We start from the raw sequence: 24370 nt of genomic DNA, 5'->3' as shown, positions 1-24370 counted from the left end.
CGGGACCCGGTCACGGGGACGCCGCGCTCCGGTCCTGAGCCAGGATGAGATCGGCCGCCCGCTCCCCGATCATGATCGCCGGGGCGTGCGTGTGCCCCCGGTTGACGCGCGGCATGATCGAGGCGTCGGCCACCCGCAGCCCGCCGATCCCGCGCACCCGCAGGTCGGGATCCACCACCGCCGCGTCATCGGTGCCCATCCGGCAGGTCCCGACGGGATGGTAGAGGGTCTCGCTGCGCTCGCGGATCCAGCGGGCCAACTCCTCCTCGCTCCGCGCCCCCCAGTAGGGCTGCATGGCCGCGCCGGCGAACGGCCGCATCGCCTCGGTGCCGAACAGCTCCAGCGCGGTGCGCAACCCGAGGACCTGGCGGCGCAGGTCGGACTCCGCCGACAGGTAGCACGGGTCGATCACGACGTCTGGCCCGTCCAGCGTGATGCGCCCCCGGCTGTCCGGTTGCAGCAGCACCGAGGCGATGGTCAGCCCGTGGCCGGCCGGTTCGCTCAGCCCGTGGTCGACGAACGGCACCGGGGCGAAGATGAGCTCGATGTCCGGCGCGGGCTCCTCGGGCGTGCTCCTGATGAACGCCACGGCCTCGCCCACGTTGGAGGTCAGCATGCCGGTGCGGCGGATCAGGAAACGGGCGAGGTTGGCCAGCGACTCGGCACCGGCCAGCGTGATCTCCTTGAGGCACTGCAGCACGATGCCCGAGGCCAGGTGGTCCTGCAGGTTACGGCCGACGCCGGGTGATTCGTGCACCGGCTCCACGCCGCCGGCCCGCAGGTCGTCGGGGTCGCCGACGCCCGAGCGCAGCAGCAGGTGCGGCGAGCCGATCGCCCCGGCGGACAGCACGATCTCGCGCCGGGCGGCCAGCCGGCTGCCGTCGGCGCACTCGACGGCGGTGGCCCGGCCGTCCTCGATGACCACCCGCCGCACGTCGGCGCCGGTGCGGACGGTGAGGTTCGGCCGCTTGCGCACCGGGTGCAGGTAGCCGTGCGCCGCGCTCCACCGCCGGCCGCGGTACTGCGTCACGGGCGTCGGGCAGTACCCCTCGTTGGAGGGGCCGTTGAGCTCCTCCAGCCGGGTCATCCCCAGCTCCTCGCACGCCCGCAGGAAGGCCGCCGTCACCGTGTTGGGACTGCGCAGCTCGGAGATGTGCAACGGCCCCGCCGTGCCGTACACCTGGCCGCGGTTGCTGCCGATGCGGTGCTCGGCCTTCAGGAAGTACGGCAGGACCTCGTCGTAGGACCAGCCGGGGACCTCCCAGCCGTCGTAGTCGGCCCGGTGGCCGCGCACCCACATCTGGGCGTTCATGCTGGAGGAGCCGCCGAGCATCTTGCCACGTGGCCAGTAGAGGCTGCGGCCCGACATCTCAGGCTGCCGGGCGGTGCTGAAATCCCAGTCGCGGGCGGTCTTGAACAGCTTCGAGAAGGCGAGGGGAACCCGCACTTCGAGCTTGGCGTCGGATCCGCCGGCCTCGACGAGCGCCACGGTCACCCGGGGGTCGGCGGAGAGCCGGTTGGCCAGGACACACCCGGCCGAACCCGCGCCGACGATCACATAGTCGTACTCCATGGCGAGCACCTTTCGTCTCACGGCACCCCCATGCCTGACACCTGCTTACTCCGTTTCCAGGGGCCCCGTCCACTGAAGGGCGGAACTGTGCGGCAATACCTACCCGTCGGTAGCCTCTCCCTGGAAGTATGGGCGGCATTCACCTGATTGGCCCGGCTCGAAGGAGGAAGCGTCGCATGCTCAACCTCGCGATCGTTCTGGAGGACAGCGCCCGGGAGGTGCCCGACCGCACCGCCCTGGTCTACGGCGATCTGCGCCTGCCGTACTCCCTGGTGGACACCATCGCCAACCAGGTGGCGAACCTGCTGGTGGCGCGGGGCGTCGGCCGGGGCGACAAGGTGGCGATCGCGTGCCCCAACCTGCCCTACTTCCCGTTCGTCTACTTCGGGATCCTCAAGACCGGGGCCACGGTGGTGCCGCTCAACGTGCTGCTCCAGTCGCGCGAGATCGCCTACCACCTCGACGACTCCGAGGCCAAGGCGCTGTTCTGCTTCGAGGGCACGCCGGAGCTGCCCCTGGGCGAGCGAGGGAAGGCGGGGTTCGAGGCGGCGGCCTCAGCGGAGCACCTCTTCGTGCTGCCCGCCACGGCGTTCGCCACCGAGTCCGAGTACGGCGAGACGCTGTGGGCGGCCCTCGACGGGATGCCCGGCACCTTCTCGACGGCGCAGACCGCACCGGACGACACCGCGGTGATCCTCTACACCAGCGGCACCACGGGCCAGCCCAAGGGCGCCGAGCTCAGCCACCAGAACATGCTGATCAACGCGATGATCAGCGATGAGTTGTTCCCGCACGCCGACGGCGTCGACACCTACCTCGCGGTGCTGCCGCTGTTCCACTCCTTCGGCCAGACCGTGGTGATGAACGCCGGTTTCCGCCGCCGGGGCACGCTGGTACTGCTCCCCCGCTTCGAGCCCGGCCCGGCGCTCGACCTGATGCGCCGGGAGGAGGTCACGCTGTTCGCGGGCGTCCCGACGATGTTCTGGGCGCTGCTGACGACGATCCACGCCGAAGGCGGCGACGTCCCCACGGCGCTCAGGGTCGCGGTCGCGGGCGGGGCGTCCTCGCCCGTCGAGGTGCTCAAGGACTTCGAGACGACCTTCGGCACCGGGATCCTCGAAGGCTACGGCCTGTCGGAGACCTCGCCGGTGGCCAGCTTCAACCAGCCGGGCAAACCCGCCAAGGCGGGGTCGATCGGCACCCCGGTCTGGGGCGTGGAGATGCAGCTGGTCGACGCCGAGTGGAACACCGTCGAGGGCGAGGGCCCCGGCGAGATCGCGATCCGCGGCCACAACGTGATGAAGGGCTACTACAACCGCCCCGAGGCCACCGCCGAGGTGATGCACGACGGCTGGTTCCGCACCGGCGACATCGCCACCCGCGACGCCGACGGCTACTACTACATCGTCGACCGGGCCAAGGACATGATCATTCGGGGCGGGTTCAACGTCTACCCGCGCGAGATCGAGGAGGTCCTGACGACCCACCCCGACGTGAGCCTGGCCGCGGTCGTCGGCGTCGCCCACGACTCCCACGGCGAGGAGATCAAGGCCTACGTGATCCGTACGGCCGGCGCGACGCTCACCGAGGACGAACTGCTCGCTTGGGGCAGGGAGAACATGGCGGCCTACAAGTATCCCCGGATCGTGGAGTTCCGCGAGGCGCTGCCGATGACCGCCACGGGCAAGATCCTCAAGCGCGAACTCCGGTGACCCCCGGCGGCCGGGCGACGACGAAGGGCCGGCCGAACCGGGCGCGCACCCCCGGCGAGTAGACGACGCTGACGGGCGGCTCGGCCGGCGCGGGCAGGCCGGCCGCCTCGACCAGACGGTCGTCCAGGGCGAGCAGCTCGGCCCGGTGCAGCGGCCACTCCGGATGCTCGTTGGGGATGTACAGGGTCCGGCCGTACCAGGCCACGTGCAGCCCCCAGCGAGCGGTCAGGAACCTCTCCAGCGGGCTCGGCGCGCCGATCCTCTCCCCCGTCCGGACCACCACCCGGGTCACCGCCCCCGCCGGCCCCGGCCACCTCCGGCGGGAGGCGTACGCGACCACGTCGCCCGCCCGGCGCACCGACCGCATCCCCGCCCACATGTACGGCATGCGCAGGCCGGCCCTGGCCGTGAGCACGGGCAGCAGGCGGGCGGCGTCGAGGGACAGGAACACCACGCCGCGCCGCCCGTCGTCGTCCACCGAGTACAGCCGGACGTTGGTCTCGCAGAACGTGCCGAAGTAGGGCAGCGCAGGGCGGTCCGGCACACCCAGCCGGTGCAGGCGGAACGGGATCAGCCCGACGAAGGTGACGCCGTCCAGGGTGTCGGGACGGGTGCCGACCGGGAGCAGCCCGGCCACCAGCGCCGGATCGACCGCCCAGTGGACGAAGGTGACCTCACGCCACCCCTGCGCCATCAGCGCCCGGCCGACCGGCCTCGGGGTCAGCCCGGTGATCGGTTCCACGACCATGGACACACCCTAACCGCGGTCATTCCGGCCCGGCCCGCGCGGTCGCGACGATCCCCCGCACCGGATGAAAGCCTCCGCCCCGGGTCGCAACCGGGGTCATCCGCAAGTGGGAGGCCGCCGTCACCCCGGGGCCGATGCGCCGCCGGAGCGCGCTCTCATAGGGTCGCATCATCCACACAGAGGAGCTCACATGATGTTCGCCCTGGCGGCCTTCTTCGCCGGTCTCTCGCTCGTGCTGACCGGCGGCGTCGCGGGCGTCTTCTTCGCGTTCTCGGTCGCCGTGATGCGCGGCCTGGACGCGATCCCGCCCGCCGCCGCGATCACCGCGATGCGCGGGATCAACCGGAAGATCCTCAACCCGGTGTTCCTCTCGGCCTTCGTGGGCGCTCAGATCGCCTCGGCGGCGACGGGCGCGCTGCTCCTGGCGCTCGGGTCCACCCCGGCGGCGACGGCGTTCTTCGGCGCGGCGGCGGTCTACCTGCTCGGCGCCTTCGTGCCGACGGTGGCGGTCAACGTGCCGATGAACGAAGCCCTGGACAAGCTGCCGGAGAACACCGGGGACGCGGGCGCGCAGTGGGCCGCCTACTCGCCTCGGTGGACCAGGTGGAACACCGCGCGCACCGTCTCCTGCACGATCAGCCTGCTGCTCATCGGCCTCGGGCTGCTCTTGTGGGGGTGAGGAGGGCGCCCGGCCGTGGCGCACGACGGATCAGGCCTGTGGCCGCGCCCGCTCGGCATCGTCGCAACCGGCCACGGAGCAAGTCTGATCGGGCCTGTCCGCGCAACCGGCCACGGCGCAGGACGAGTCGAGCCTGTCCCCATGGTGGAGACGGCTGCGCCCGGCCCTCCGGAGCGGAGGCCGGGCGCAGCCGGGTGGATCGGATCAGGGCCAGTCGAGAGCCGGGCGCAGGGGCACGCCGGACTCGCCGTGCTCGCCCAGCTTCACGCCGAGCACCTGGTGGAGCTGGACCTTGTTGCGTTCGAAGCCGACGATGCAGCCCGCCATGTAGAGCCGCCAGACGCGGGCGGTTCCCTGGCCGACCTCCTGAACGGCTTCTTCCCAGTGCTCGTCGAGGTTGGCGACCCACTTCTCCAGAGTCTTCGCGTAGTGCTCGCGAAGGTTCTCCTCGTGCCGGACCTCGAAGCCGATGTTCTCCATCTCCCGCATCAGGAAGCCCGCCGACTCCAGCTCACCGTCGGGGAACACGTAGCGGTTGATGAACCCGGCCTTGTTGATGGTCTTCTCGGAGGCGGTGGGCCGGGTGATGCAGTGGTTGAGGATCCGGCCGCCCGGCTTGAGCTTGTCGTGGAGGAACTTGAAGTAGAAGGCCAGATTGTCCTTGCCGATGTGCTCGGTGAGGCCGATGGAGCTGACCCGGTCGAAGTCCGTCTCCGGCACGTCGCGGTAGTCCATGTGCCTGACCTCGGCCAGCTCGCCGAGACCCGCCTCGGCGATGGCCTTCTGCGCCCATTCCGCCTGCTGACGGGAGAGGGTCACCCCGAGCGCCTTCACGCCGTACTCGCGGGCGGCGTGCATCACCATCCCGCCCCAGCCACAGCCCACGTCGAGCAGCCGCATGCCCGGCTTGAGGTCGAGCTTCCTCGCGACCAGGTCGAACTTGGCGTACTGGGCGTCCTCCAGCGTGGCGTCCTCCTGCGGGAAGACGGCGCAGGTGTACGCCATGGACGGGCCGAGCACCCACTCGTAGAAGCGGTTGGACACGTCGTAGTGATGATGGATGGCCTCGGCGTCGCGCTGCTTGGCGTGTCTGCTGCCCAGGCGGGCCAGCATGCTCTGCCGTACCTCCTGCTTGGGCAGGGGGACGCGCATGAGCAGCGGCTTCATCCCGAGCGCGCGGACGGCAGCGAGCTTCTCACTCGTGGAGAGGTCGCTGATGGTCAGCGACCACATCCGGTCGAGCAGGGTGTACATGTCACCCCGCACGTCGATGTGACCGGACACGTAGGCCCTGGCGAGACCGAGCTCACCGGGGGCCTGCGCCAGGTAGGCGACCGCGATCGGGGATTTGACCTCGATGCGGACGTCCGCGCCCGCCGGACCCGCCTTGCTGCCGTCATACGCGGCGAAGGCGATTCCGGTATCCGATCCGACCATTTTCTCGAAGACCTGTGCTAGCGACACAAGATCAACCTCCTTAACGCCCCCGTACACACTTGTCGTAGAGGTCGAGCAACCGGCCACCGGGATCGTATGCCCGCTTGACCGGCCAGTAGGCGTCTCCGTTGTATAGACGCCAGAATTCATCCCGTGGATAGAACGACGTCGAATACAGAGACTTGTGCCCGTCGAGCTCGTGGACGGCGTGCTCGATGAGCCGGTTGTAGTATCCGTCGAACTGGCCTCTTGGCAATGCAACTGTTCCCCAGAAGCCGAAATTCACATACAGCCGCCCGTTTTCGAGCGGGTAAAGCGGCCAGTCGCCCGACGCCTTGAGCGGGCACATCCAGACCGGGGTCATACCGACCTTGGAATGGAAGAAATCGAGGAATTCGGCGGCCCGCTCGACTGGGACCTCGACATCCTGGATGACTGATTCCTGCACCGGTTGGTCACGCCACCGGTCGACCCGGGCCAGCAGCCCGTACTTCCGGTCGAGGCCGACCAGCTTGCGATAGACGTCGGACCGCATCCAGCGTCTCGGCATCAGCGACCGCACCAGCGGCTGCTGCACGCCGAAGGCCCGGGAACACCAGAACCAGTCGGTGTCCCAGCGCCAGAGGTAGTCGCGAATGCTCAGCCAGTCGCGCGTCCTGGTCTGGAGCGACTGGTAGTAGACACGCATGCCGGTGTAGTCGGAGACGTACGGCGCGCGGTCGGCGAACTGCCCGACGGTGAGATAGAGCTCCCCGGGCTGGAAGAACACCCCGTCGACGAAGTCGACGCGCTCCCCCTCGTGCTCACCCCGGTCGCAGATCTCCTGCATCGCCAGCATGCACTTGGCGGCGTCGGTGAACGGGATGTGGATCAGCCGCACATAGGGGCTGACCGGCTTCAGCTTGATCCGGATCCGCAGCGCGTAACCCAGCGTGCCGTAGGAGTTCGGGAACGCCCTGAACAGGTCGCCGTGCTCGTTGTCCGCCCGTGCCACGATGATGCGCCCGTCACCGGTGAGGATCTCCAACTCCTCGACCGACTCGTGCGGCAGCCCATCGCGGAAGCTGGTGGACTCGATGCCGAGCCCGGTCACCGCCCCGCCGAGCGTGATCGTCTTCAGCTGCGGCACGACGTACGGCATGAGCCCGTGCGGCAGCGTGGCGTCCACCAGGTTCTCGTAGGTGGTCATGCCCTGCACCTCGGCGGTGCGGGTCACCGGATCCACCTCGATCACCTGGTCGAGGTCTCTGGCGGAGAGCTTGGCCGCCTTACCGCCGTCGCGGAACCTGAACAGATTGGTGGTGGCCTTGGCCAGCCGCGGCGCCGCGTCTTCGGGAATTGCGGCGTACGATTCCAGGATCTGCTCTACCGCCCGCCGGTGTGCCACCATCTGCCCGCTACTACTCACGGTACGCGTCGGCAATGACACCACCCCCAGGTTCCCAGAGACGGAGATCGTCCCCTGAAACGCTATCTCCAGAAATAACCACAGACCAGACTCAACACGTTAACCAGCTGAAAACTGTCCGTTTCCCCTGGTCGACGTGCATTCTCCCGCGCCAGCGTCCTCCGAACCGAAGAAACTCTACTCCTCCGCGCCCGATCGAATCACCGGGGGGTCACATCGGACGGCGCCGGATCACCGGATCCACCCCGTTGACGACGGCCGCCACCGGGCGGTCCTGCACCGCCGCCCGCAGGTTGTCCAGCACCATCGCGACCAGCCGCCCGGTCGACTGCGGCGTGACCCCCGCGACATGCGGTGAGAGCAACACCCGGTCGCGGTCGCGCAGCGGATCGTCCGCCGGGAGCGGCTCGGTCTCGAACACGTCGAGCGCCGCGCCCCCGAGCCGACCCGAGTCGAGTGCCGCGGCCAGCGCACGCTGGTCGACCACTCCCCCTCTGGCCGCGTTGACCAGCAGCGCTCCGGCGGGCAGCCGGGCGAGCGCCGCCTCGTCCAGCAGTCCGCGAGTCTCGTCCGACAGCGCGATGACCAGGACGAGCACGTCGGAGGAGGCGAGCAGGTCATCGAGGCCGAGGTACGCCGCGCCGAAGCACTCCTGCGGCGGACGCTCGCGGCGCGACCAGTAGGACACCTGGCAGTCGAGCGCGCCGAACATGCGGGCGCACGCCGCGCCGATCGGGCCGAACCCGACGATCCCCACGCGTGAGCCCGACAGTTCCCTCGGACCCAGGTCGAGCTGCGGCCAGCCACCCGCCCTGACGGCGGCGTCGGCGGCCCCCAGCCGCCGCGACAGCGTCAGCGCGGCGGCGAGGCACCATTCGGCCACGCCGACGGCGCTCACTCCGGCCGCGTTGGCCAGCGGCACCCCCGCCGCGCCGAGCGCGTCGAGGTCGTGACCGTCCACGCCGACGGACGGCTGCTGGACGAAGGCCAGCCGGGGCGCCGCCCGCACGGCCTCCGCGTCCATGACGAGCGACCCGCTCCAGTCGCCGACCACGATCTCGGCGGTGGCCAGGCCGTCGAGCAACGCACCGCGTTCCCGCGCCGCCGGCACCGCGACGTCGACCGCATCGCCGAGCGGGGCCAGCAGGTCGCGTACGGCCCGCTCGGGCAGCGGCGGCAACGCGAGCACCCGCCAGGGCTGATCCGCCATCACTCGCCTCCAAAGTCGAGCCGACGCACGCCCGGCCCACACGACGACACGAACACCATCATCACGCCCACCCGCAGACAGGCCGGCACACGCCCCGCCCACACGACGACACGAACACCATCATCACGCCCACCCGCAGACAGGCCGGCACACGCCCCGCCCACACGACGGCACGAACACCAGGGTCACCCGCCTCCGGTGGAGAAGCCGCGGAACACCTGGGCGCGCAGCCGTTGCTGCCGGTTCCAGTCGGCTTCCCGGGTGGTCCACTCCAGGATGTAGGCGGTGTCGCCGACCACGATGACCCGCCTCAGCTCGTGGTAGGTCTCCCCCTGGACCTCCCACGCGTTGCGGCCGCCACCACTGCCCACCCAGGTGAACTCCCACTCGGCCGCCGCGCCGCCGGGCACGTTCACCGCGCCGGTGCGCAGGGTGTTCACCTCCTCGGCGTAGGGGGTGAAGCCCGCCTTCGACTCCTCCAGGACCTCCATCGGATCGCCGCCCCGGCCGACGGCCTCCTCGACGCCGAGGTGCGCGTTGCCGTCGCGGCGCAGCCACTCGGTGTACATCTCCTGGCGGGAGCCCTTCCAGCCACGCGGGAAGGGGATCGTCCAGCCGCTCGGCGAGGTCCACACGCGGGTGACGGACACCCGTCTGGTCCTGACCGGGCTCGGCGTCGGGGTGGGAGTGGGGGTCGCCGACGGTGCTTCGGGCGCGGCGGTGGCGGTGGCGGCCGGGCCCTTGGTCGCGGCGTCGGCCGCGCGCGGCCCGGCGTCGTCGGGCCCCAGGGTCAGCCAGCCGATGGTCCCCGCCACCGCGGCGACCGCCACCGCCCCGGCGACCAGGAGCGTACGGCGGCGCCCGGTCGGCGCCTGTTCCATCGGTGCTTCGGTGCGCCGCCTGCCGCCCTTGGCCTGGGGCGGGCCGCCGATGATGTGCTCCAGCAGCTCGTCCGCCTGCTGGGCGTTGAGCCGCTCGGCGGGATCGCGCTGGAGCAGGCCGAGGAGCACCGGGTGCATGACCGGCGGGATCCGGCTGAGGTTCGGCTCCTCGGTGAGCAGGGCGCTCAGCGTGGCCATCGTGTCGCCCCGCTCGAACGGCGAGCGGCCGGTCAGCGCGGCGTACAGGGTGGCGCCGAGGGACCACAGGTCGGAGGCGGGGCCGGAGTCCTGGCCGCGGGCCCGCTCGGGCGCGAGGAAGCTCGGCGAGCCGGCGACCATGCCGGTCTGGGTGAGGGAGCTGTCGCCCTCCGCCGTGGCGATGCCGAAGTCGGTGAGCACCGCCCGGCCCTCCTCGGTGACCAGGATGTTGCTCGGCTTGACGTCTCGGTGCAGGATGCCGGCCTCGTGCGCGGCCCGCAGCGCGGAGAGCACCTGCCTGCCGAGGTCGGCGAGTTGTCGCACGGGCACGGCGCCCTGCTGCTCGACGACCTCGTCTAGCGACAGGGCGTCGACGAGCTCCATGATGATCCACGGGCGGCCGTCCTGCTCCGCCACGTCGTAGATCTGCACGATGGACGGGTTGTTGAGCCTGGCCGCGGTCCGCGCCTCGCGGGTGGTGCGCAGCAGCTGGCGCTCGTGGTCTCCCGGCGGAAGACCCGGTGGCAGCAGCACTTCCTTGATCGCGACCAACCGGTTGAGAAGGGTGTCCTGCCCCTCCCACACCACGCCCATTCCGCCCTGGCCGATTTTACGCAACAGGCGGTAACGCCGGGCGATCAGCTGTTCGCCGTCCGGTGACACCATGTCCGCTTCGCCCCTTGATCCCCGGTCAATTGGCCGCAAGTTTCCCATATCGCGGGGGCTGGTGCTGGCGGTCGGGGCGGCGTCTTGCCAGATAAAGCCGAATGTTGTTCTACTGAGCGCCACGGCAACGACTGATATCGAGGAGACGCGATGAGTGAACGCACGGGCCCGCTGGCCGGGGTTCGGGTGCTCGAACTGGCCGGACTCGCGCCCGGGCCGTTCGCCGGAATGATGCTGGCCGACCACGGCGCGGAGGTGTTGCGCGTCGACCGGGTGGCGGCGGTGGAGCGGGCGGGCGACCGCCCGAGGAACGACGTGATGGACCGCGGGAAGCGGACGATCGGGCTCGACCTGAAGTCCCCCGAAGGAGTGTCGGCCCTCAAGGAACTGGCCCGCCACGCCGACGTGATCATCGAGGTCTTCCGCCCCGGCGTCGCCGAGCGGCTCGGCATCGGGCCGGCCGACCTGCACGCGGTCAACGAACGCCTCATCTACGGGCGGATGACCGGCTGGGGTCAGCAGGGCCCGCTGGCGTCCACCGCCGGGCACGACATCGATTACATCGCCGTGTCGGGCGTCCTCTCGATGCTCGGCCGTACCGGCGAGAAACCGACACCGCCGATCAACATCCTGGGCGACTTCGCCGGCGGCGGCCTGATGCTGGCGTACGGCGTGCTGCTCGCGCTGGTCGAGCGGGGACGGACCGGCAAGGGACGGGTGATCGACGCCGCCATGGTGGACGGCGCGTCGGTGCTGTTCGCGATGTTCCACCACGGCGCGCAGAGCGGGTCATGGGGGCCTCGCGGGACCAATCTGCTTGATACGGGCGCGCCGATGTACGACACCTACGAGACGGCCGACGGCGAACACATGGCGGTCGGCGCGCTGGAACCGCAGTTCTGGGCCGAGATGGTGACCCTGATGGGGCTGACCGAGCTGCCCGACCGCGACGACCGGGCCAACTGGCCCGCGCTGCGGGAGCGGCTCGCCGGGGCGTTCAGGTCCAGGACCCGGGCCGAGTGGGAGGCGGTGTTCGAGGGCTCGGACGCGTGCGTCTCACCCGTGCTGTCCGCGGCCGAGGCCACCGTCCATCCGCACAACACGGCACGGGGCACGTTCGTCCGGGTCGGCGAGGTCACGCAGCCCGCGCCCGCCCCCCGCCTGGACGGCGTGCCCGAGGCCGACCTGTCACCGGCCACCCGGCTGACCGACCTCTCCTCCTGGGGACTGACCCGGGAGGACGCGACCGCACTACGCGACAAGGGAGTTCTCGCTTGAACATCTTCGAGGCGCTCTACACGACCAGGGCGATGCGGCGGGTCAAGCCCGATCCCATCCCGCAGGACGTGCAGCGGAGCATCCTGGACGCGGCGATCAGGGCGCCCAGCGGCGGGAACGCCCAGAGCTGGCGCTTCCTGCTCGTCGACGACCCGGCGGTGCGCGGCCGGCTGGGACCGCTCTACCGCGACGCGCTCGGCCGCCTCTTCGAAGGCCACTACAAGGTTCTTCGGGAGAAGGCGGAGGAGTCCGGCGACGAGCAGACCCTGCGGGTGCTGAGATCGGCCAAACACCTGGCCGACCACTTCGAGGGCTATCCGCTGCTGTTGTTCGCCTTCACCCGCAACGATCCCGGCGGTGGCTCGATCTTCCCCTCGGTGTGGAGCGCGCAGCTCGCGGCCCGCGCGCACGGCGTCGGCTCGGCGCTGACCAGCGTGCTCGGCATCTTCCACAAGGAGGAGACCTTCGAGATCCTCGGCGTCCCCGGCGACAAGGGCTGGAACCTGTCCTGCATGGTCACCTTCGGCTACCCCACCGGCCGCTGGGGCGTGGCTCCCCGCCGCCCGGTGCACGAGGTGAGCTACCGCAACCGCTGGGGCGAGCCCGTGGGCTTCGAGATCCCGGAACCGCTCTGGACTCCGGAGGAGATGTCGTAGGAGTTGCTCAGAATGTAGTACACCTACTATCTTCGTTCGCATGAGTACTGCGATCGAAGTTCGCGGGCTGCGCATGAGCTACGGCGCGGCCGACGTGCTGCGCGGGATCGACCTCGACATCCCGCGCGGCGAGGTGTTCGCCCTCCTGGGCCCCAACGGCGCCGGCAAGACCACCACCATCGAGATCCTTGAGGGCTTCCGGGGCCGCTCGGCCGGCGAGGTGCAGGTCCTCGGCGTCGACCCCGAGCGCGGCGGCGACGCCTGGCGCGCCCGGCTCGGCATGGTGCTGCAGACCTGGCACGACCACCGGCGCTGGCAGGTGCGCGAGCTGGTCGCGCACCTCGGCTCCTACTACGACGACCCGCGCGACCCCGACGAGCTGCTGGCCGCGCTCGGGCTCACCGAGCAGGCCGCCCAGCGGGTGGGCCTCCTCTCCGGCGGCCAGCGCAGACGCCTCGACGTGGCGCTGGGCATCGTGGGCCGGCCCGACCTGCTCTTCCTCGACGAGCCGACCACCGGATTCGACCCGGAGGCCAGGCAGGAGTTCCACCGGCTGATCGAGAAGCTGGCCGCCGACGAGGGCATGACCGTGCTGCTCACCACCCACGACCTGGTCGAGGCCGAACGGCTGGCGGGCAGGATCGCGATCCTGGTCGACGGGCGGATCGCGATGCACGGCGCACCGGCGGACCTGGCGCGGGCCGTACAGGCTCAGTCGCGGGTGCGGTGGGTGGAGGACGGTGAGGAGCGGGCGCGGGCCACCGACGACCCCTCAGCGCTCGCCTGGGAGCTGCACCGGCGGTTCGACGGCCCGGTGCCGGGCCTGGAGGTACGGCGGCCGTCGCTGGAGGAGAGCTATCTGGATCTGGTCGGGAGGGCGGCATGAACGTGTTGTGGATCGGTGTGAAGCGTGGCTGGGCGGAGAACCTGCACGTGATGAAGGACCGCAGAGAGCTGGTGACGCAGCTCGTGGGCACGGTCGGCGTGTTCGCGCTGCTGCTGGTGTGGATGGGCGACAAACCGGTGAGGGGGACCGACGTCTCGAACGGCACCTTCATGACCGCCGGATTCCTGGCCTTCACCGTCTTCTCGGCCGGGCTGATGTCGCTGCCGATGATGATCTCGGCGGACCGGGAGGACGGCACCCTGCTACGGCTGCGGATCATGCCGCGCGGCATCCCCGTCTATCTGGTGGGACGGGGCGTGACCCTGCTCTGCCAGATCACCGTGCAGTGCGCGCTGATCCTCGGCGTGGGCGTGGCCGTGGGCGGCGTCACCGCGCCCCACTGGGCGACGGTGGCCTGGGTGGTCGCGCTCGGCACGCTGGCCGTGGTGCCGCTGGGGGCCGCGATCGGCTGCCTGATGCCCAGTCCGAAGAGTGCCGGGGCGATCCTCGGCCTGCCGATGATGGCGCTGATGGTCGTCTCCGGGGTGATGATCCCCGTGACGGTCATGCCCGAGGTCGTGCAGTGGATCGCCCAGGCGTTCCCGCTCTACTGGCAGGGACTCGGCCTGCGGTCGGCCTTCCTGCCCGACTCCATGCTCGCCGCCGAGATCGCCGGGAGCTGGCGTCCCGCGTTCACGGCGGCCGTGCTCGGCGGCTGGGCGCTCGCCGGGATCCTGCTCGCTCCGGTGCTGCTCCGCCGCGCCACCCGCCGCGAATCCGGCTCACGGCTGGCCGAACGGCGGCTCGCGGCACAGGCCGCGTAGATCATGGGAGACTTGCGACGTGTCCGCGGAAGACGTCTACAACCGGATCACCGTGCTGCGCGCGGAACGCGGGATCTCACGCCGCGACCTGGCCGGCGCCTTGGGCGTCCACTACCAGACGATCGGCTACCTGGAGCGCGGGGAGTACAGTCCGAGCCTGCACCTCGCCCTCCGCATCGCCGCGTACTTCGAGGTGCCGGTCGAGGTCGTCTTCTCGTTGCAGCCGTTCCCACGTCTCGGCAGCTGAGGAGGTCGAGATGAGTGGATGGTGGGAGCGCCGACGACGGCTCCAGGCCGAGAAACTGCAGGACGACCGGTGGCATCACCTGCTCGACACCCGGCGCAAACGCCGCCGGCTGGCCGGCGCCGGGGTGCTCGCCCTGGCACTCCAGTGGACGAGCATTCCGGTGATCTGGTTCGCCGCGCCCAGCGACCTCGCCAGGAACATCACCATCTCGTCGCTCGCGATCTCGTTGATGATCTATCTCCCGGTGGTGAGCCTGCTCAACGTGGCCACCAAGGGCAGCACCGGGCTCGCCGAGCACCTGCTCGACGAACGGCAGGTGATCGAGCGCAGGCGGGCCATCACCGTCGCGCACCGGGCGACGACCTGGGTGCTCGGCGGGCTCTTCCTGACGGCCGCACTCGTGACGAACCGCGCGACGCAGGACACCATGACCATCCCCACCGCGATCATCTACCCGCTGGCCTTCGTCCTCTGGCTCACCCACTACGTGCTGCCGCTGCTCATCGCCGGGTGGCGGCTGCCCGATCCGCCACCCGAGGACGACTAGCGGGGTTGCAGCACCGCCACGAACAGGTCGGCGCCGCCCGGGTGGTGGATCTCCAGATCGGTGGTGAACGCGCGCGGCGGGGTGGCGCCCGACTCGGTGTGCTTCCAGACCTGCTGCCAGCATTCGACCAGCGCCTGGGGCATCGGCCCGCGAGCCTCCAGTTTCATCGCGGAGACCTTGGGCACCCGGACCGCCACCATCCCCTCGGGCAGCGCCGCGGCGGTGTGCACGGCGACCCCGACCACCTGTGTGAACGATCCGTGATGGTCGCTCTCGTAGTCGGTGAGCACCGCGTAGAGGCTCTCCCCGGCCTTCCCCGGCACGTGCGCGAACGCGCCCGGCGCGCCCGCCCTGCCCCACAGGATCGGGAGACGCGCCCGCGACGGGTCGAGCTCCTCGGCGTTGGACGTTCGTACGGCGAAGCCGACGACCAGCACCTCGCTCCGTTCAACGATGTTCACAGCGCCTCCCTCTCATGCCCCACCCCTTGGCGTGAATCGATCGCGCCGTCAATGTAGCCCCTCCACGTGAGAAGCGGATCAAAGGTCGGCCCGATCCATCGGTATGGAACGTCGTTCTGGCCCGCGAACGGGGAACGATTACCCTTGACCTCTCGCCGCATAGGATGGGGCTACGTGAAGTTCCTCAATGACATGACGCCCGCGCACGACCTGACCTACAGCGACGTGTTCATGGTCCCGTCGAGGTCCTCGGTCGGTTCCAGGCTCGCCGTGGACCTGTCCACCCGCGACGGAACGGGCACCACCATCCCGGTCGTCGTCGCCAACATGACCGCCGTGGCCGGCCGCCGGATGGCCGAGACCGTCGCCAGGCGCGGCGGCATCACGGTGATCCCCCAGGACATCCCGATCGACGTGGTCGCCGACGTGGTCGACTGGGTCAAGAAGCGCGACCTGGTGCACGACACCCCCATCACGCTCACCCCGCACGAGACCGTCGGCGAGGCGCTCAACCTGCTGCCCAAGCGGGCGCACGGCGCGGTCATCGTCGTCGACTGGGAGAACCGGCCGGTCGGCGTGGTCACCGAGGCCGACTGCCACGGCGTGGACATGTACACCCAGCTCTCGCAGGTCATGTCGGCCTCGCTGCTCACCCTGCCCGCCGGGCTCGACCCGCGCAAGGCGTTCGAGATGCTGCACGAGGGCCGCCACCGGCTCGCTCCCATCGTGGACGAGCAGGGCGCCCTGGTCGGCATCCTGACCAGGACGGGCGCGCTGCGGGCCACCCTCTACCAGCCCGCGCTCGACGCCTCGGGACGGCTCCGCGTGGCCGCCGCCGTGGGCGTCAACGGCGACGTGGCGGCCAGGGGCAAGGAGTTGCTGGACGCCGGGGTCGACTGCCTGGTGGTCGACACCGCGCACGGCCACCAGGAGAAGATGATCGCCGCGTTGCGGGCGGTCAGGGCGCTCGACCCGGGCGTCCCCGTGGCGGCGGGCAACGTGGTGACCGCCGAGGGCGTGCGCGACCTGGCGGGCGCGGGGGCCGACATCATCAAGGTGGGCGTCGGGCCCGGCGCGATGTGCACGACCCGGATGATGACGGGAGTGGGCCGCCCGCAGTTCTCCGCGGTGCTGGAGTGCTCCCTCGAGGCCCGCGGGCTCGGCCGGCACGTCTGGGCCGACGGCGGTGTCCGGCATCCCCGTGACGTGGCCCTGGCGCTCGCCGCGGGGGCCTCCAACGTGATGATCGGCTCATGGTTCGCGGGCACCTACGAGTCCCCCGGCGACACGCGCACCGACGCCGACGGCCGAAAGTACAAGGAGAACTTCGGCATGGCCTCGGCGCGTGCCGTACGGCTGCGCACGGCCGACGACACCCCCTTCGAGCGGGCCCGCAAGGCGCTCTTCGAAGAGGGCATCTCGACCTCGCGGATGTATCTCGACCCGGTGCGCCCCAGCGTCGAGGACCAGATCGACGCGATCGTGGCCGGGCTGCGCTCCTCGTGCACCTACGCGGGGGCCGTCGACCTGGAGGAGTTCCACGAGCGCGCCGTGGTGGGCGTCCAGAGCTCCTCCGGATACACCGAGGGCATGCCACTCCACCAGAGCTGGTAGGAATATCCGCCGCCTGACGGGTAGTCGGAAGCATCGGATCTCATCCCCCGCGAAAGGCGCTCCGATGACCGAACCACCCGTCGGCCCGGAAACCCCCGTCGTCGTCGATCGGCGGCTCCTGGTCAGCTACGACAACTACCCGGCCGCGCAGCGAACCGTCGACGGCCTGTCCGACTCGGGCTTCCCCGTCGAGAACCTCGCCATCGTCGGCAGCGACCTTCGGCTGGAGGAGACCGTCACCGGCAGGGTGACCAACGCGCGCGCCGCGCTCAGGGGCGCGGGCAGCGGAGCCGCCTTCGGCGCCGTGGTCGGCCTGTTCCTCGGGTTGTTCACCACGACGACCGGCTCCTTCGTCGTCCTGGTGCTGTGGGCGGCCCTGTGGGGCGCGGTCATGGGGGCCGCGTTCGGCTTCATCAACCATGCGTTCCAGGGCGGCAAGCGCGACTTCGGCTCCCGCAGCGCGATCGTCGCGGGGCGCTATGACGTGCTGGTCGCCGCCTCGGCGCTGGACCACGCCCGCTCGATCATGGAGGGGGTCACCGGTCAGGCCGACACCATGGTCGTGGAGACCCCGCCGACCGCCGGGGCCTACACCCGGCACCGCGAGCAGCCGGCGGCGGGGGAATCCACCCCCCGCTGAGGAGTGATTGTTTCCCCCCCGGGCGCGGAACACGGGCACGCCGGGAACCCAGCTTCCGCCGGGAACACGTAGAGTCGTCCGGTCGGCCACACGGGTGGCCGCCGGCCGACCCCGCCGCGCCCACGGGTCGGTTCCTGTGCAGAGCGGCGCGAATCCACGCAAGGAGAACCACGTGGCACTGGAGAAGCCGGAGATCGACTTTCCGGAGGGCAACCCGCCCGCCGATCTGGAGATCGTGGACATCAACGAGGGCGACGGCCCGGTCGCCAAGTCCGGGCAGAACGTCAGCGTGCACTACGTCGGAGTGGCCTTCTCCACCGGGGAGGAGTTCGACGCCTCCTGGAACCGCGGCCAGCCGTTCCAGTTCCCGCTGGGCGGCGGCCGGGTCATCGCCGGCTGGGACCAGGGCGTCGCGGGCATGAAGGTCGGCGGTCGCCGCCGGCTCACCATCCCGCCGCACCTCGGATACGGCTCCCGCGGCGCGGGCGCGCGGATCAAGCCGGGCGAGACCCTCATCTTCGTGGTGGACCTGATCGGCGTGAGCTGACGGTTCCCCCTGCTCACGTTGCGGCCGGCCGGGCCCACCCGTCCCGGTCGGCCGCAACGTGAGGCACCATTGGTGGTGTGTTGCTGATCGATGTGGCCAGGGTCTCGGAAGAGGTGGCACGGACCCCCGCACGACTGGGCAAGATCCGGCATCTCGCCGAGCTGCTCGGCCGGGTTCCGCCCGCCGAGGCCGAGATCGCCATCGCCTACCTCTCGGGTGAGCTGCCCCAGCGCCAGATCGGCGTGGGCTGGCGGTCCCTCCAGGAGTTCCCCGCGCCCCGCCAGATCGCCACGCTGACCCTCACCCAGGTCGACGCCCGGCTGGAGCAGATCAAGGCACAGAGCGGGCAGGGCTCCCAGGCCGCCCGCAAGAACCTGGTGGCCGAGCTGCTCGGCGGCGCCACCCGGCAGGAACAGACCTTTCTCATCCGCCTGCTCACCGGTGAGCTCCGCCAGGGCGCCCTCGACGGCGTCATGATCGAGGCCATCGCGAAGTCGTCGGGCGCGCCGTCCGCCGAGGTCCGCCGGGCGCTCACGCTGCGCGGCTGGCTGCCCGCCGTGGGCGCGGCCGCGCTGGCCGACGGCGTCGATGCGCTGCGCGGGTTCCACGTGGAGGTGGGCCGGCCCGTCTCGCCGATGCTGGCGCAGAGCGCCCCGACGGTGACCGCCGCGCTGGAGAAGGTCGGCGGTACGGCGGCGCTGGAGTGGAAGCTCGACGGCGTCAGGGTCCAGGCTCACCGCGCCGGCTCGAAGGTCGCCGTCTTCACCCGCACCCTCGACGACATCACGGCCCAGGTACCCGAGGTGGTGGAGGCCGTCCAGGCGCTGCCGTACGACGATCTGATCCTCGACGGTGAGGTGATCGCGCTGCGGCCCGACGGGCGGCCCGAGCCCTTCCAGGTCACGGCGGGCCGGGTGGCGAGCCGTACCGACGTGGCGCGGTTGCGGGCGGCCACGCCGCTCAGCGTGTTCTTCTTCGACGCGCTGCGGCTGCGCGGGGCCGACCTGCTGGACCTGCCCGACGCCGAGCGGCACGCCGCGCTCGCCGAGGCGGTCCCCGGCACGCTGCTGACGCCCCGCCTGGTGACCGCCGACCCGGCCGAGGGCGAGGCGTTCTTCACCGAGGTCGTACGGCGCGGCCATGAGGGCGTGGTGGTGAAGTCGCCGCTGACGCCCTACGCCGCCGGACGCCGCGGGGCCGGGTGGATCAAGGTCAAGCCGCGGCACACGCTCGACCTGGTGGTGCTGGCGGTCGAGTGGGGCAGCGGACGGCGCAAGGGCAAGCTGTCCAACCTGCACCTCGGCGCGCGCGAGGCGGAGACGGGCGGCTTCGTGATGCTCGGCAAGACCTTCAAGGGGCTCACCGACGAGCTGCTCGCGTGGCAGACCGAGCGGTTCCTCGCGCTGGCCGAGGGGCCCGCCGACGAGTGGACGGTGCACGTGCGTCCCGAGCAGGTCGTGGAGATCGCCATCGACGGCGTGCAACGCTCGAGCCGCTACCCCGGCGGGATGGCGCTCAGGTTCGCCAGGGTGCTGCGCTACCGGCAGGACAAGCGGGCCGAGGAGGCCGACACGGTGGACGCCGTGCGAGCGCTCCTCACTTGATCATGCGCAGGGTGAGCGGGTAGCGGAACTGTCCCGCGCCCAGGGCCGAGGCGCCACCGATGATCACCAGGACGAACGCGGCGACCCAGATGACCGGGATGAGCACGATGCCGATCACGGTGAAGGGCAGCGCGATGGTCGCGAGGAGCAGCGTGAGCTGGAAGTTCAGCGACTCGACCGCGTGCTCGCGGACGTAGGGAGAGGTCTTGCCCGCCGTCAGCAGCATGATCAGCGGGCCGAGGAAGAACAGGCCGCACAGCGGGAGCAGGTGGGCGGCTCCGGCGGCCAGCCGGTCGTTCGACTCGTTCGGCGGGACCGGACGGCGCGTCTGCGGCATCGACCGGGGCATCGATCGGGGCATCGGCTGGGGCACGTTACGCGTGCCGTACAGCTCGTCCATGATCGGCCTGAGGTCGGCGTGGGTGAGCGCGGTCATCGCCCGGTCGACGCGCTCGTCGAACTCGTCCTTGTCGAGCCGCCCATCGGCGTAGGCGCTCTTGATGTGCTCGACGACCTGCTCGCGATCGTCGTCGCTCACCCGGAGGTCCGCGTACGGGTGTTGTGGTTCCTGCCAGCCGGGCCTCACCGTTGATCTCCCTGTGCCTGCCATGAGCCGCGTCCCTCTCTCCGGTCGGTGCTGCGTCTCCATCTTGCGTCACCTTGGCGTCGGACACATCAGGAGAAACCCCGAGGCATCCCGGAGACTCACCACTGAGGCATCCGGGGAGGTATACAAGGAGACATGAAATGGCGGGATCGCTACGGGCTACGGAGACGGCGCGGCCAACGGCTTGCCAAATTCGATCGTGAGGCCACCGACGCGGACATCGAAGCGCTGATCGAGTTCGCGAAATCGAGACGGGGGGTGGAGTTCTACGTCGAGCCCGAGACCTTCGCGACCGACACCACGGCCGTCGCCGTGGCCGACGACGGTGAATGGACCAGGAGGCGGGTGGGCGCTCCGAGCGTGATCGCCAAGGTCGCCCGCGACCTCGCCCTCCCCGTCTACGACGTGCAGCTGACCGGCTATCCGCCGCGCATGCGCGCCTACAACGAACGTCGCAAGCAAGCAGAGGACTGACCCTCCGCCGACCGCACGTCCGGCTTTTCCACAGGGCACTCGAGTACGGCTGGCGGCCATCCCCAGAACGTCACTCGGTGCGATCGGCCGGGCACGTGAAGCGACAGGCTTCCGGCATGGCTACCCCATCGAGTCTTCTGCTCTCCTCCCCCGTCGACGTGCTGGCCGCCGTCCCCTATCTGCTCGGCTTCCATCCCGCCGACAGCCTCGTCGTGATCGGTCTCACCGGCGACCCGCCGCGCGGCCAGGTCTGCGTCACCACCCGCTGGGATCTGCCGATCGAGCCCGGGGTGGCGGCCCAGCTCGTCCCGTTGACTCGCCGGGAGCAGGTCACGCAGATCGTCCTCGTCGGATACGGGCCGGGGGCGCGGGTGACGCCCGCGGTCGACGAGATCCGCGCGCTGGCCGAGACGGCCGGGCTGCGCGTGATCGAGGCGCTGCGCGTCGAGCGGGGGCGGTTCTGGTCCTACGTCTGCGCTCGGGCGGAGTGCTGCCCCGCCGAGGGCACCCCCTACGATCCGGCCGCCAGCCCGGTCCCGGCCCAGGCCACGCTCAACGGCATGGTCGCGCTCCGTGATCGCGCGGCGCTGGAGCGGTCGGCGGCGCCCCTCTCGGACACGGCGAGGGAGGCGATGCGCGAGGCGACGGCCAGGGCGATCGACGAGATGGGACGACGGGTGCGCGCCTGCCGTGACGCCGACGGGTTCGCCGCGGCCTTCGTCGCCGACGGCCTCGCGCGGGTGCGCGCGGCCATCGAGACCTACCAGGAAGGGCGGCGGCTCTGTGACGACGACGTCGCGCGGCTGGGCCTCGCCCTGGCGGTGATCAGGATCAGGGACGAGGCGTGGACCTTGATCGACGATCCCTCCCTGCGGACCCATCTCGCCCTGTGGGGAGACCTCACCCGCAGGCTGGAGCCGCGGTTCGTGCCGCCCGCCGCCGCCCTGCTGGGCCTGTCCGCGTGGCGTGACGGCGACTGCGCGCTGGCCGGCATCGCGCTGGAGCGGGCACTGGCCGCCGACCCGGGCTATTCGATGGCCAACCTGCTGATGCACGCCCTGCACCATTTCCTCTCGCCCGGCATGCTGGCCGAGCGCATGCCGGGCCCCGCCGATCTCGACGAGGCCATGGGCAGCGCGCGGATGTCCTGGCTGCTGCCGATGATCTCCATCCTCGACGAGGAAGCCACCGTGCCCGGGTGACCGGGTCTCTCAGGAGCGCGACTGCTCAAGCCGACGGAGGAGACCGCCGTGTCCACATGACGCGCCCCCACGGGATCGCGACTACTCAAGGCAGCGGAGGAGGCCGCCATGCCCACATGACATGCCGCCGCAGGATCGCGACTACTCAAGCCGGCGGGGCAGACCCCCGCGCCCCACATGACGCGCCCCCGCAGGATCGCGACTACTCAAGCCGGTGGGAGGAGGCCGCCGTGCCCGGGTGGCGTGCCCGCAGGAGTGAGACTGCTCAGGCCGGTGGAGGGGTCGTGGGCGGGGCGGGAGGCGGGGTTGTCGGCCCGGCACCGGGCTGGGCTGCCGGGGGAGCTGAGGGCGGGGCAGTCGGCGGGGTTGCGCGCGGCGAGGTGGCCGGGCCGGGGGCGAGGCGGCGGCGGACCATGATGGCGGCGCCCGCGACGGCGGCGGGCATGGCCACGACCGCGCCCAGCGGGATGAGGAAGATCACGAAGATGACCACGCCGAAGCCGAGGGCCACCGACTTGTTCGCCCGCAGCAGGGCGAACCTGTCCTTTCGCGGCAGCCCCCTGCGTTCCATGGCGAGCGCGGTGAGTTCCACCGTCAGGAAGAAGCCGGAGACCGCCGCGCCCAGCACCGGCACCACCGTCTGGCCGACCACCGGCACGAAGCCGAGCGCGAAGAGGGGGATCGTGAAGAGGAGCACGTAAAAGAGCGTCACCAGGCTGTCGCGGATGGAGCGCGGGATCGACTGCCACAGCGGCAGGTCATGCCCGGAAGGCACCTCGCCGTAGGTCTCCTCGACCTTCTCCGACAGCTTCTCGTAGAACGGCTCACCGATGATCAGGGTGAGCGCCGTGAAGGTCAGCACGGCGAGCGCCAGACCCGCGCCGAAGATCACGATGCCGAGCAGGGTTCGCATGGTGTCCCGCAGGCCGGCGCTCCAGCCGTCCGCGAAGGGCGTGAGAAAGTCGGCGATGGCGCCCACCTGGTTGCCGAGGAAGATCAGCACCACGACATAGACGATCAACGCCGCCAGGGCCGGCACCAAGCCGAACAGCCACCAACGAGGATGCCGTGCCACCCACCGCAAGCCCTGGAAGAAAAAACCGACGCCGTCAAAGAAGGCCCGCATTGCTCCCATGCCCGGCAGGCTAGCGCCTCCCGCCCGCACACGACGATCTCAAGGCAACCCGTTCGGAGCGGGGACTACGCCGACGCCTCCCGCGCGTACAAGACGATCTCCCCCATCACAGGAATGCCCGGCCTCTGCTTCGAGGGGGACTCGACGTGCTGGTCGGTTTCGTCCCCGTCCACCCGAGCCCGGCCGGGTGGTCAGGTGGCCAGGTGGTCAGGCCGAACGCCAGAGGTCGGGGATGGCGACGCCGAGTTCGGCGAAGAGGCGGCGGAGCAGCGGGAGGGAGATGCCCAGCACGTTGCCGTGATCGCCGTCGATGCCCTCGATGAACCAGCCGCCCAGGCCGTCGAGCGTGAACGCCCCGGCGACCCGGAGCGGCTCGCCGGAGGCGACGTAGGCCGCGATCTCCTCGTCGGTCGGGGTGCCGAACCGCACGGTGGTGGCGGCGACCTCGGCGGAGTCACGCCCGGTGGCGGCGTCGATCACGCAGTGGCCGGTCAGCAGGCGGCCGGTGGCCCCGCGCATCGCCTGCCAGCGTGCGACGGCCTCTTCCGGCGTGCCAGGCTTGCCGTACGCCTTGCCGTCGAGTTCCAGCACCGAGTCGCAGCCGATCACCAGGCCGCTGGTCACCTCGTCCGCCACCACCAGGGCCTTGGCCCGCGCCAGCGCCAGCGCGAGGGCAGCGGGCGAGGCGGCGGTGACGGCCTCCTCGTCCACCCCGCTGACGATCACCTTGGGATCGAGGCCGGCACTACGGAGCAGCGCCAGGCGAGCGGGTGAGGCGGAGGCAAGCACGATCGTCGTCACGCCGCCCCACCCTAGACGACACCAGACCTCCGATCGCCCCCTCGCGGCTCACCACTGCGACGAGTACGGCACGCTGACCACACCCACCACGAACCGCACCCAGGCCACACCGAACAACCGGACGGCCCGCCAAACGCCAGAGGACCCGGACGACATCACCGCCCCGACCGCCACCTCCCGCTCGGACACGACCGCGACGAGTACGGACGCCGCCGACCACGCCCACCAAGATCCCGCACCCCCCGACCGCCACCTCCCGCTCGGACACGACCGGGACGAGTACGGCACGCTGACCACACCCGCACCCCCTGCCTCCCCCGCTCGGGCAGGGCCGC

At 70.9% G+C, this 24370-nt stretch carries 24 protein-coding genes; 14 read left to right on the top strand and 10 right to left on the bottom strand.

All coding sequences use genetic code 11. From position 1 onward, the window contains the following. Positions 1–10 precede the first annotated feature (10 nt). On the bottom strand, positions 11–1594 hold the full coding sequence (locus tag MBA17_RS42065) for a GMC family oxidoreductase (protein ID WP_238503509.1): 1584 nt from the start codon (positions 1592–1594) through the stop codon (positions 11–13). 155 nt (positions 1595–1749) lie between these two features. Between MBA17_RS42065 and MBA17_RS42060 the strand changes: the two genes are divergently transcribed. Further along, a complete protein-coding gene (locus MBA17_RS42060) occupies positions 1750–3285 on the top strand; it encodes a long-chain-fatty-acid--CoA ligase (protein ID WP_238503508.1) in 1536 nt (511 codons plus the stop codon). Here MBA17_RS42060 and MBA17_RS42055 read toward each other — a convergent pair. Then, on the bottom strand, positions 3266–4033 hold the full coding sequence (locus MBA17_RS42055; protein ID WP_238503506.1) for a YqjF family protein: 768 nt from the start codon (positions 4031–4033) through the stop codon (positions 3266–3268). The two genes, MBA17_RS42060 and MBA17_RS42055, sit on opposite strands and share 20 nt — an antisense overlap. 190 nt (positions 4034–4223) lie before the next feature. On the opposite strand from MBA17_RS42055, the gene MBA17_RS42050 reads away from it, so the two are divergent. Next, positions 4224–4712, top strand: coding sequence for an anthrone oxygenase family protein (locus MBA17_RS42050; RefSeq protein WP_238503504.1), 489 nt, complete (start codon positions 4224–4226; stop codon positions 4710–4712). 204 nt (positions 4713–4916) lie between these two features. On the opposite strand, the gene MBA17_RS42045 is transcribed toward MBA17_RS42050, so the two are convergent. The 4 genes from MBA17_RS42045 to MBA17_RS42030 all read right to left on the bottom strand — a co-directional run bounded on the left by MBA17_RS42045 (position 4917) and on the right by MBA17_RS42030 (position 10512). Further along, positions 4917–6176, bottom strand: a complete 1260-nt coding sequence (locus MBA17_RS42045; RefSeq protein ID WP_238503502.1) for a class I SAM-dependent methyltransferase — start codon at positions 6174–6176, stop codon at positions 4917–4919. 13 nt (positions 6177–6189) lie between these two features. Beyond that, positions 6190–7539 carry an FAD-binding oxidoreductase gene (locus MBA17_RS42040; protein ID WP_238503500.1) on the bottom strand — a complete coding sequence of 450 codons (1350 nt, stop codon included), beginning with the start codon at positions 7537–7539 and terminating at the stop codon, positions 6190–6192. Positions 7540–7768: 229 nt separating this feature from the next. Next, on the bottom strand, positions 7769–8767 hold the full coding sequence (locus MBA17_RS42035; protein WP_238503499.1) for an NAD(P)-dependent oxidoreductase: 999 nt from the start codon (positions 8765–8767) through the stop codon (positions 7769–7771). A 185-nt stretch (positions 8768–8952) separates the two neighbouring features. Next, complete coding sequence (locus tag MBA17_RS42030; protein ID WP_238503498.1) at positions 8953–10512, bottom strand: serine/threonine-protein kinase; 1560 nt, start codon at positions 10510–10512, stop codon at positions 8953–8955. Between the two features lie 150 nt (positions 10513–10662). Between MBA17_RS42030 and MBA17_RS42025 the strand changes: the two genes are divergently transcribed. The 6 genes from MBA17_RS42025 to MBA17_RS42000 are packed head-to-tail and all read left to right on the top strand — an operon-like array spanning position 10663 to position 14950. Then, entirely contained in the window at positions 10663–11790 is a 1128-nt protein-coding gene (locus MBA17_RS42025) for a CaiB/BaiF CoA transferase family protein (protein ID WP_238503497.1), read from the top strand. Then, entirely contained in the window at positions 11787–12446 is a 660-nt protein-coding gene (locus tag MBA17_RS42020; RefSeq protein WP_238503496.1) for a nitroreductase family protein, read from the top strand. The genes MBA17_RS42025 and MBA17_RS42020 overlap by 4 nt, the downstream gene beginning before the upstream one ends. Before the next feature lie 40 nt (positions 12447–12486). Beyond that, entirely contained in the window at positions 12487–13332 is an 846-nt protein-coding gene (locus tag MBA17_RS42015) for an ABC transporter ATP-binding protein (RefSeq protein ID WP_238503495.1), read from the top strand. Next, on the top strand, positions 13329–14156 hold the full coding sequence (locus tag MBA17_RS42010; protein ID WP_238503494.1) for an ABC transporter permease: 828 nt from the start codon (positions 13329–13331) through the stop codon (positions 14154–14156). Before MBA17_RS42015 ends, MBA17_RS42010 begins: the two co-directional genes overlap by 4 nt. Positions 14157–14175: 19 nt before the next feature. Continuing rightward, entirely contained in the window at positions 14176–14403 is a 228-nt protein-coding gene (locus MBA17_RS42005) for a helix-turn-helix transcriptional regulator (RefSeq protein ID WP_238503493.1), read from the top strand. 10 nt (positions 14404–14413) lie between these two features. After that, a complete protein-coding gene (locus tag MBA17_RS42000) occupies positions 14414–14950 on the top strand; it encodes a hypothetical protein (RefSeq protein ID WP_238503492.1) in 537 nt (178 codons plus the stop codon). Here MBA17_RS42000 and MBA17_RS41995 read toward each other — a convergent pair. Then, on the bottom strand, positions 14947–15411 hold the full coding sequence (locus MBA17_RS41995) for a GyrI-like domain-containing protein (protein ID WP_238503491.1): 465 nt from the start codon (positions 15409–15411) through the stop codon (positions 14947–14949). The two genes, MBA17_RS42000 and MBA17_RS41995, sit on opposite strands and share 4 nt — an antisense overlap. 174 nt (positions 15412–15585) lie before the next feature. On the opposite strand from MBA17_RS41995, the gene MBA17_RS41990 reads away from it, so the two are divergent. From MBA17_RS41990 to MBA17_RS41975, 4 genes are all read left to right on the top strand, one after another. After that, on the top strand, positions 15586–17025 hold the full coding sequence (locus tag MBA17_RS41990) for a GuaB1 family IMP dehydrogenase-related protein (protein WP_238503490.1): 1440 nt from the start codon (positions 15586–15588) through the stop codon (positions 17023–17025). A gap of 64 nt (positions 17026–17089) precedes the next feature. Further along, positions 17090–17665 (top strand): YflT domain-containing protein, encoded by a 576-nt coding sequence (locus tag MBA17_RS41985; protein ID WP_238503489.1) that lies wholly within the window; start codon positions 17090–17092, stop codon positions 17663–17665. 172 nt (positions 17666–17837) lie between these two features. Further along, the gene (locus tag MBA17_RS41980; protein ID WP_455432959.1) at positions 17838–18212 is read left to right on the top strand and encodes an FKBP-type peptidyl-prolyl cis-trans isomerase; all 375 of its coding nucleotides are present in this window, start codon (positions 17838–17840) and stop codon (positions 18210–18212) included. A gap of 77 nt (positions 18213–18289) precedes the next feature. Continuing rightward, positions 18290–19816 carry an ATP-dependent DNA ligase gene (locus tag MBA17_RS41975; RefSeq protein WP_238503487.1) on the top strand — a complete coding sequence of 509 codons (1527 nt, stop codon included), beginning with the start codon at positions 18290–18292 and terminating at the stop codon, positions 19814–19816. Here the strand turns inward: MBA17_RS41975 and MBA17_RS41970 are convergent. Beyond that, positions 19809–20354 carry a DUF1707 and DUF4870 domain-containing protein gene (locus MBA17_RS41970; RefSeq protein ID WP_238503486.1) on the bottom strand — a complete coding sequence of 182 codons (546 nt, stop codon included), beginning with the start codon at positions 20352–20354 and terminating at the stop codon, positions 19809–19811. The genes MBA17_RS41975 and MBA17_RS41970 overlap by 8 nt on opposite strands. Before the next feature lie 204 nt (positions 20355–20558). Between MBA17_RS41970 and MBA17_RS41965 the strand changes: the two genes are divergently transcribed. After that, positions 20559–20897, top strand: coding sequence for a hypothetical protein (locus tag MBA17_RS41965; RefSeq protein WP_238503484.1), 339 nt, complete (start codon positions 20559–20561; stop codon positions 20895–20897). A gap of 116 nt (positions 20898–21013) precedes the next feature. Next, on the top strand, positions 21014–22099 hold the full coding sequence (locus MBA17_RS41960; RefSeq protein ID WP_238503483.1) for a DUF4192 domain-containing protein: 1086 nt from the start codon (positions 21014–21016) through the stop codon (positions 22097–22099). A 265-nt stretch (positions 22100–22364) separates the two neighbouring features. On the opposite strand, the gene MBA17_RS41955 is transcribed toward MBA17_RS41960, so the two are convergent. Continuing rightward, positions 22365–23234, bottom strand: coding sequence for an EI24 domain-containing protein (locus tag MBA17_RS41955; protein WP_238503482.1), 870 nt, complete (start codon positions 23232–23234; stop codon positions 22365–22367). Between the two features lie 207 nt (positions 23235–23441). Beyond that, entirely contained in the window at positions 23442–24035 is a 594-nt protein-coding gene (locus tag MBA17_RS41950) for a Maf family protein (protein WP_238503481.1), read from the bottom strand. Between the last annotated feature and the right edge of the window lie 335 nt (positions 24036–24370).

This window comes from Dolomitihabitans soli, assembly GCF_022213955.1.
GTDB lineage: Bacteria > Actinomycetota > Actinomycetes > Streptosporangiales > Streptosporangiaceae > Streptosporangium_A > Streptosporangium_A soli.
Note: the sequence above shows the minus strand (reverse complement) of the source record. Positions and strands in the feature narration are given on the sequence as shown.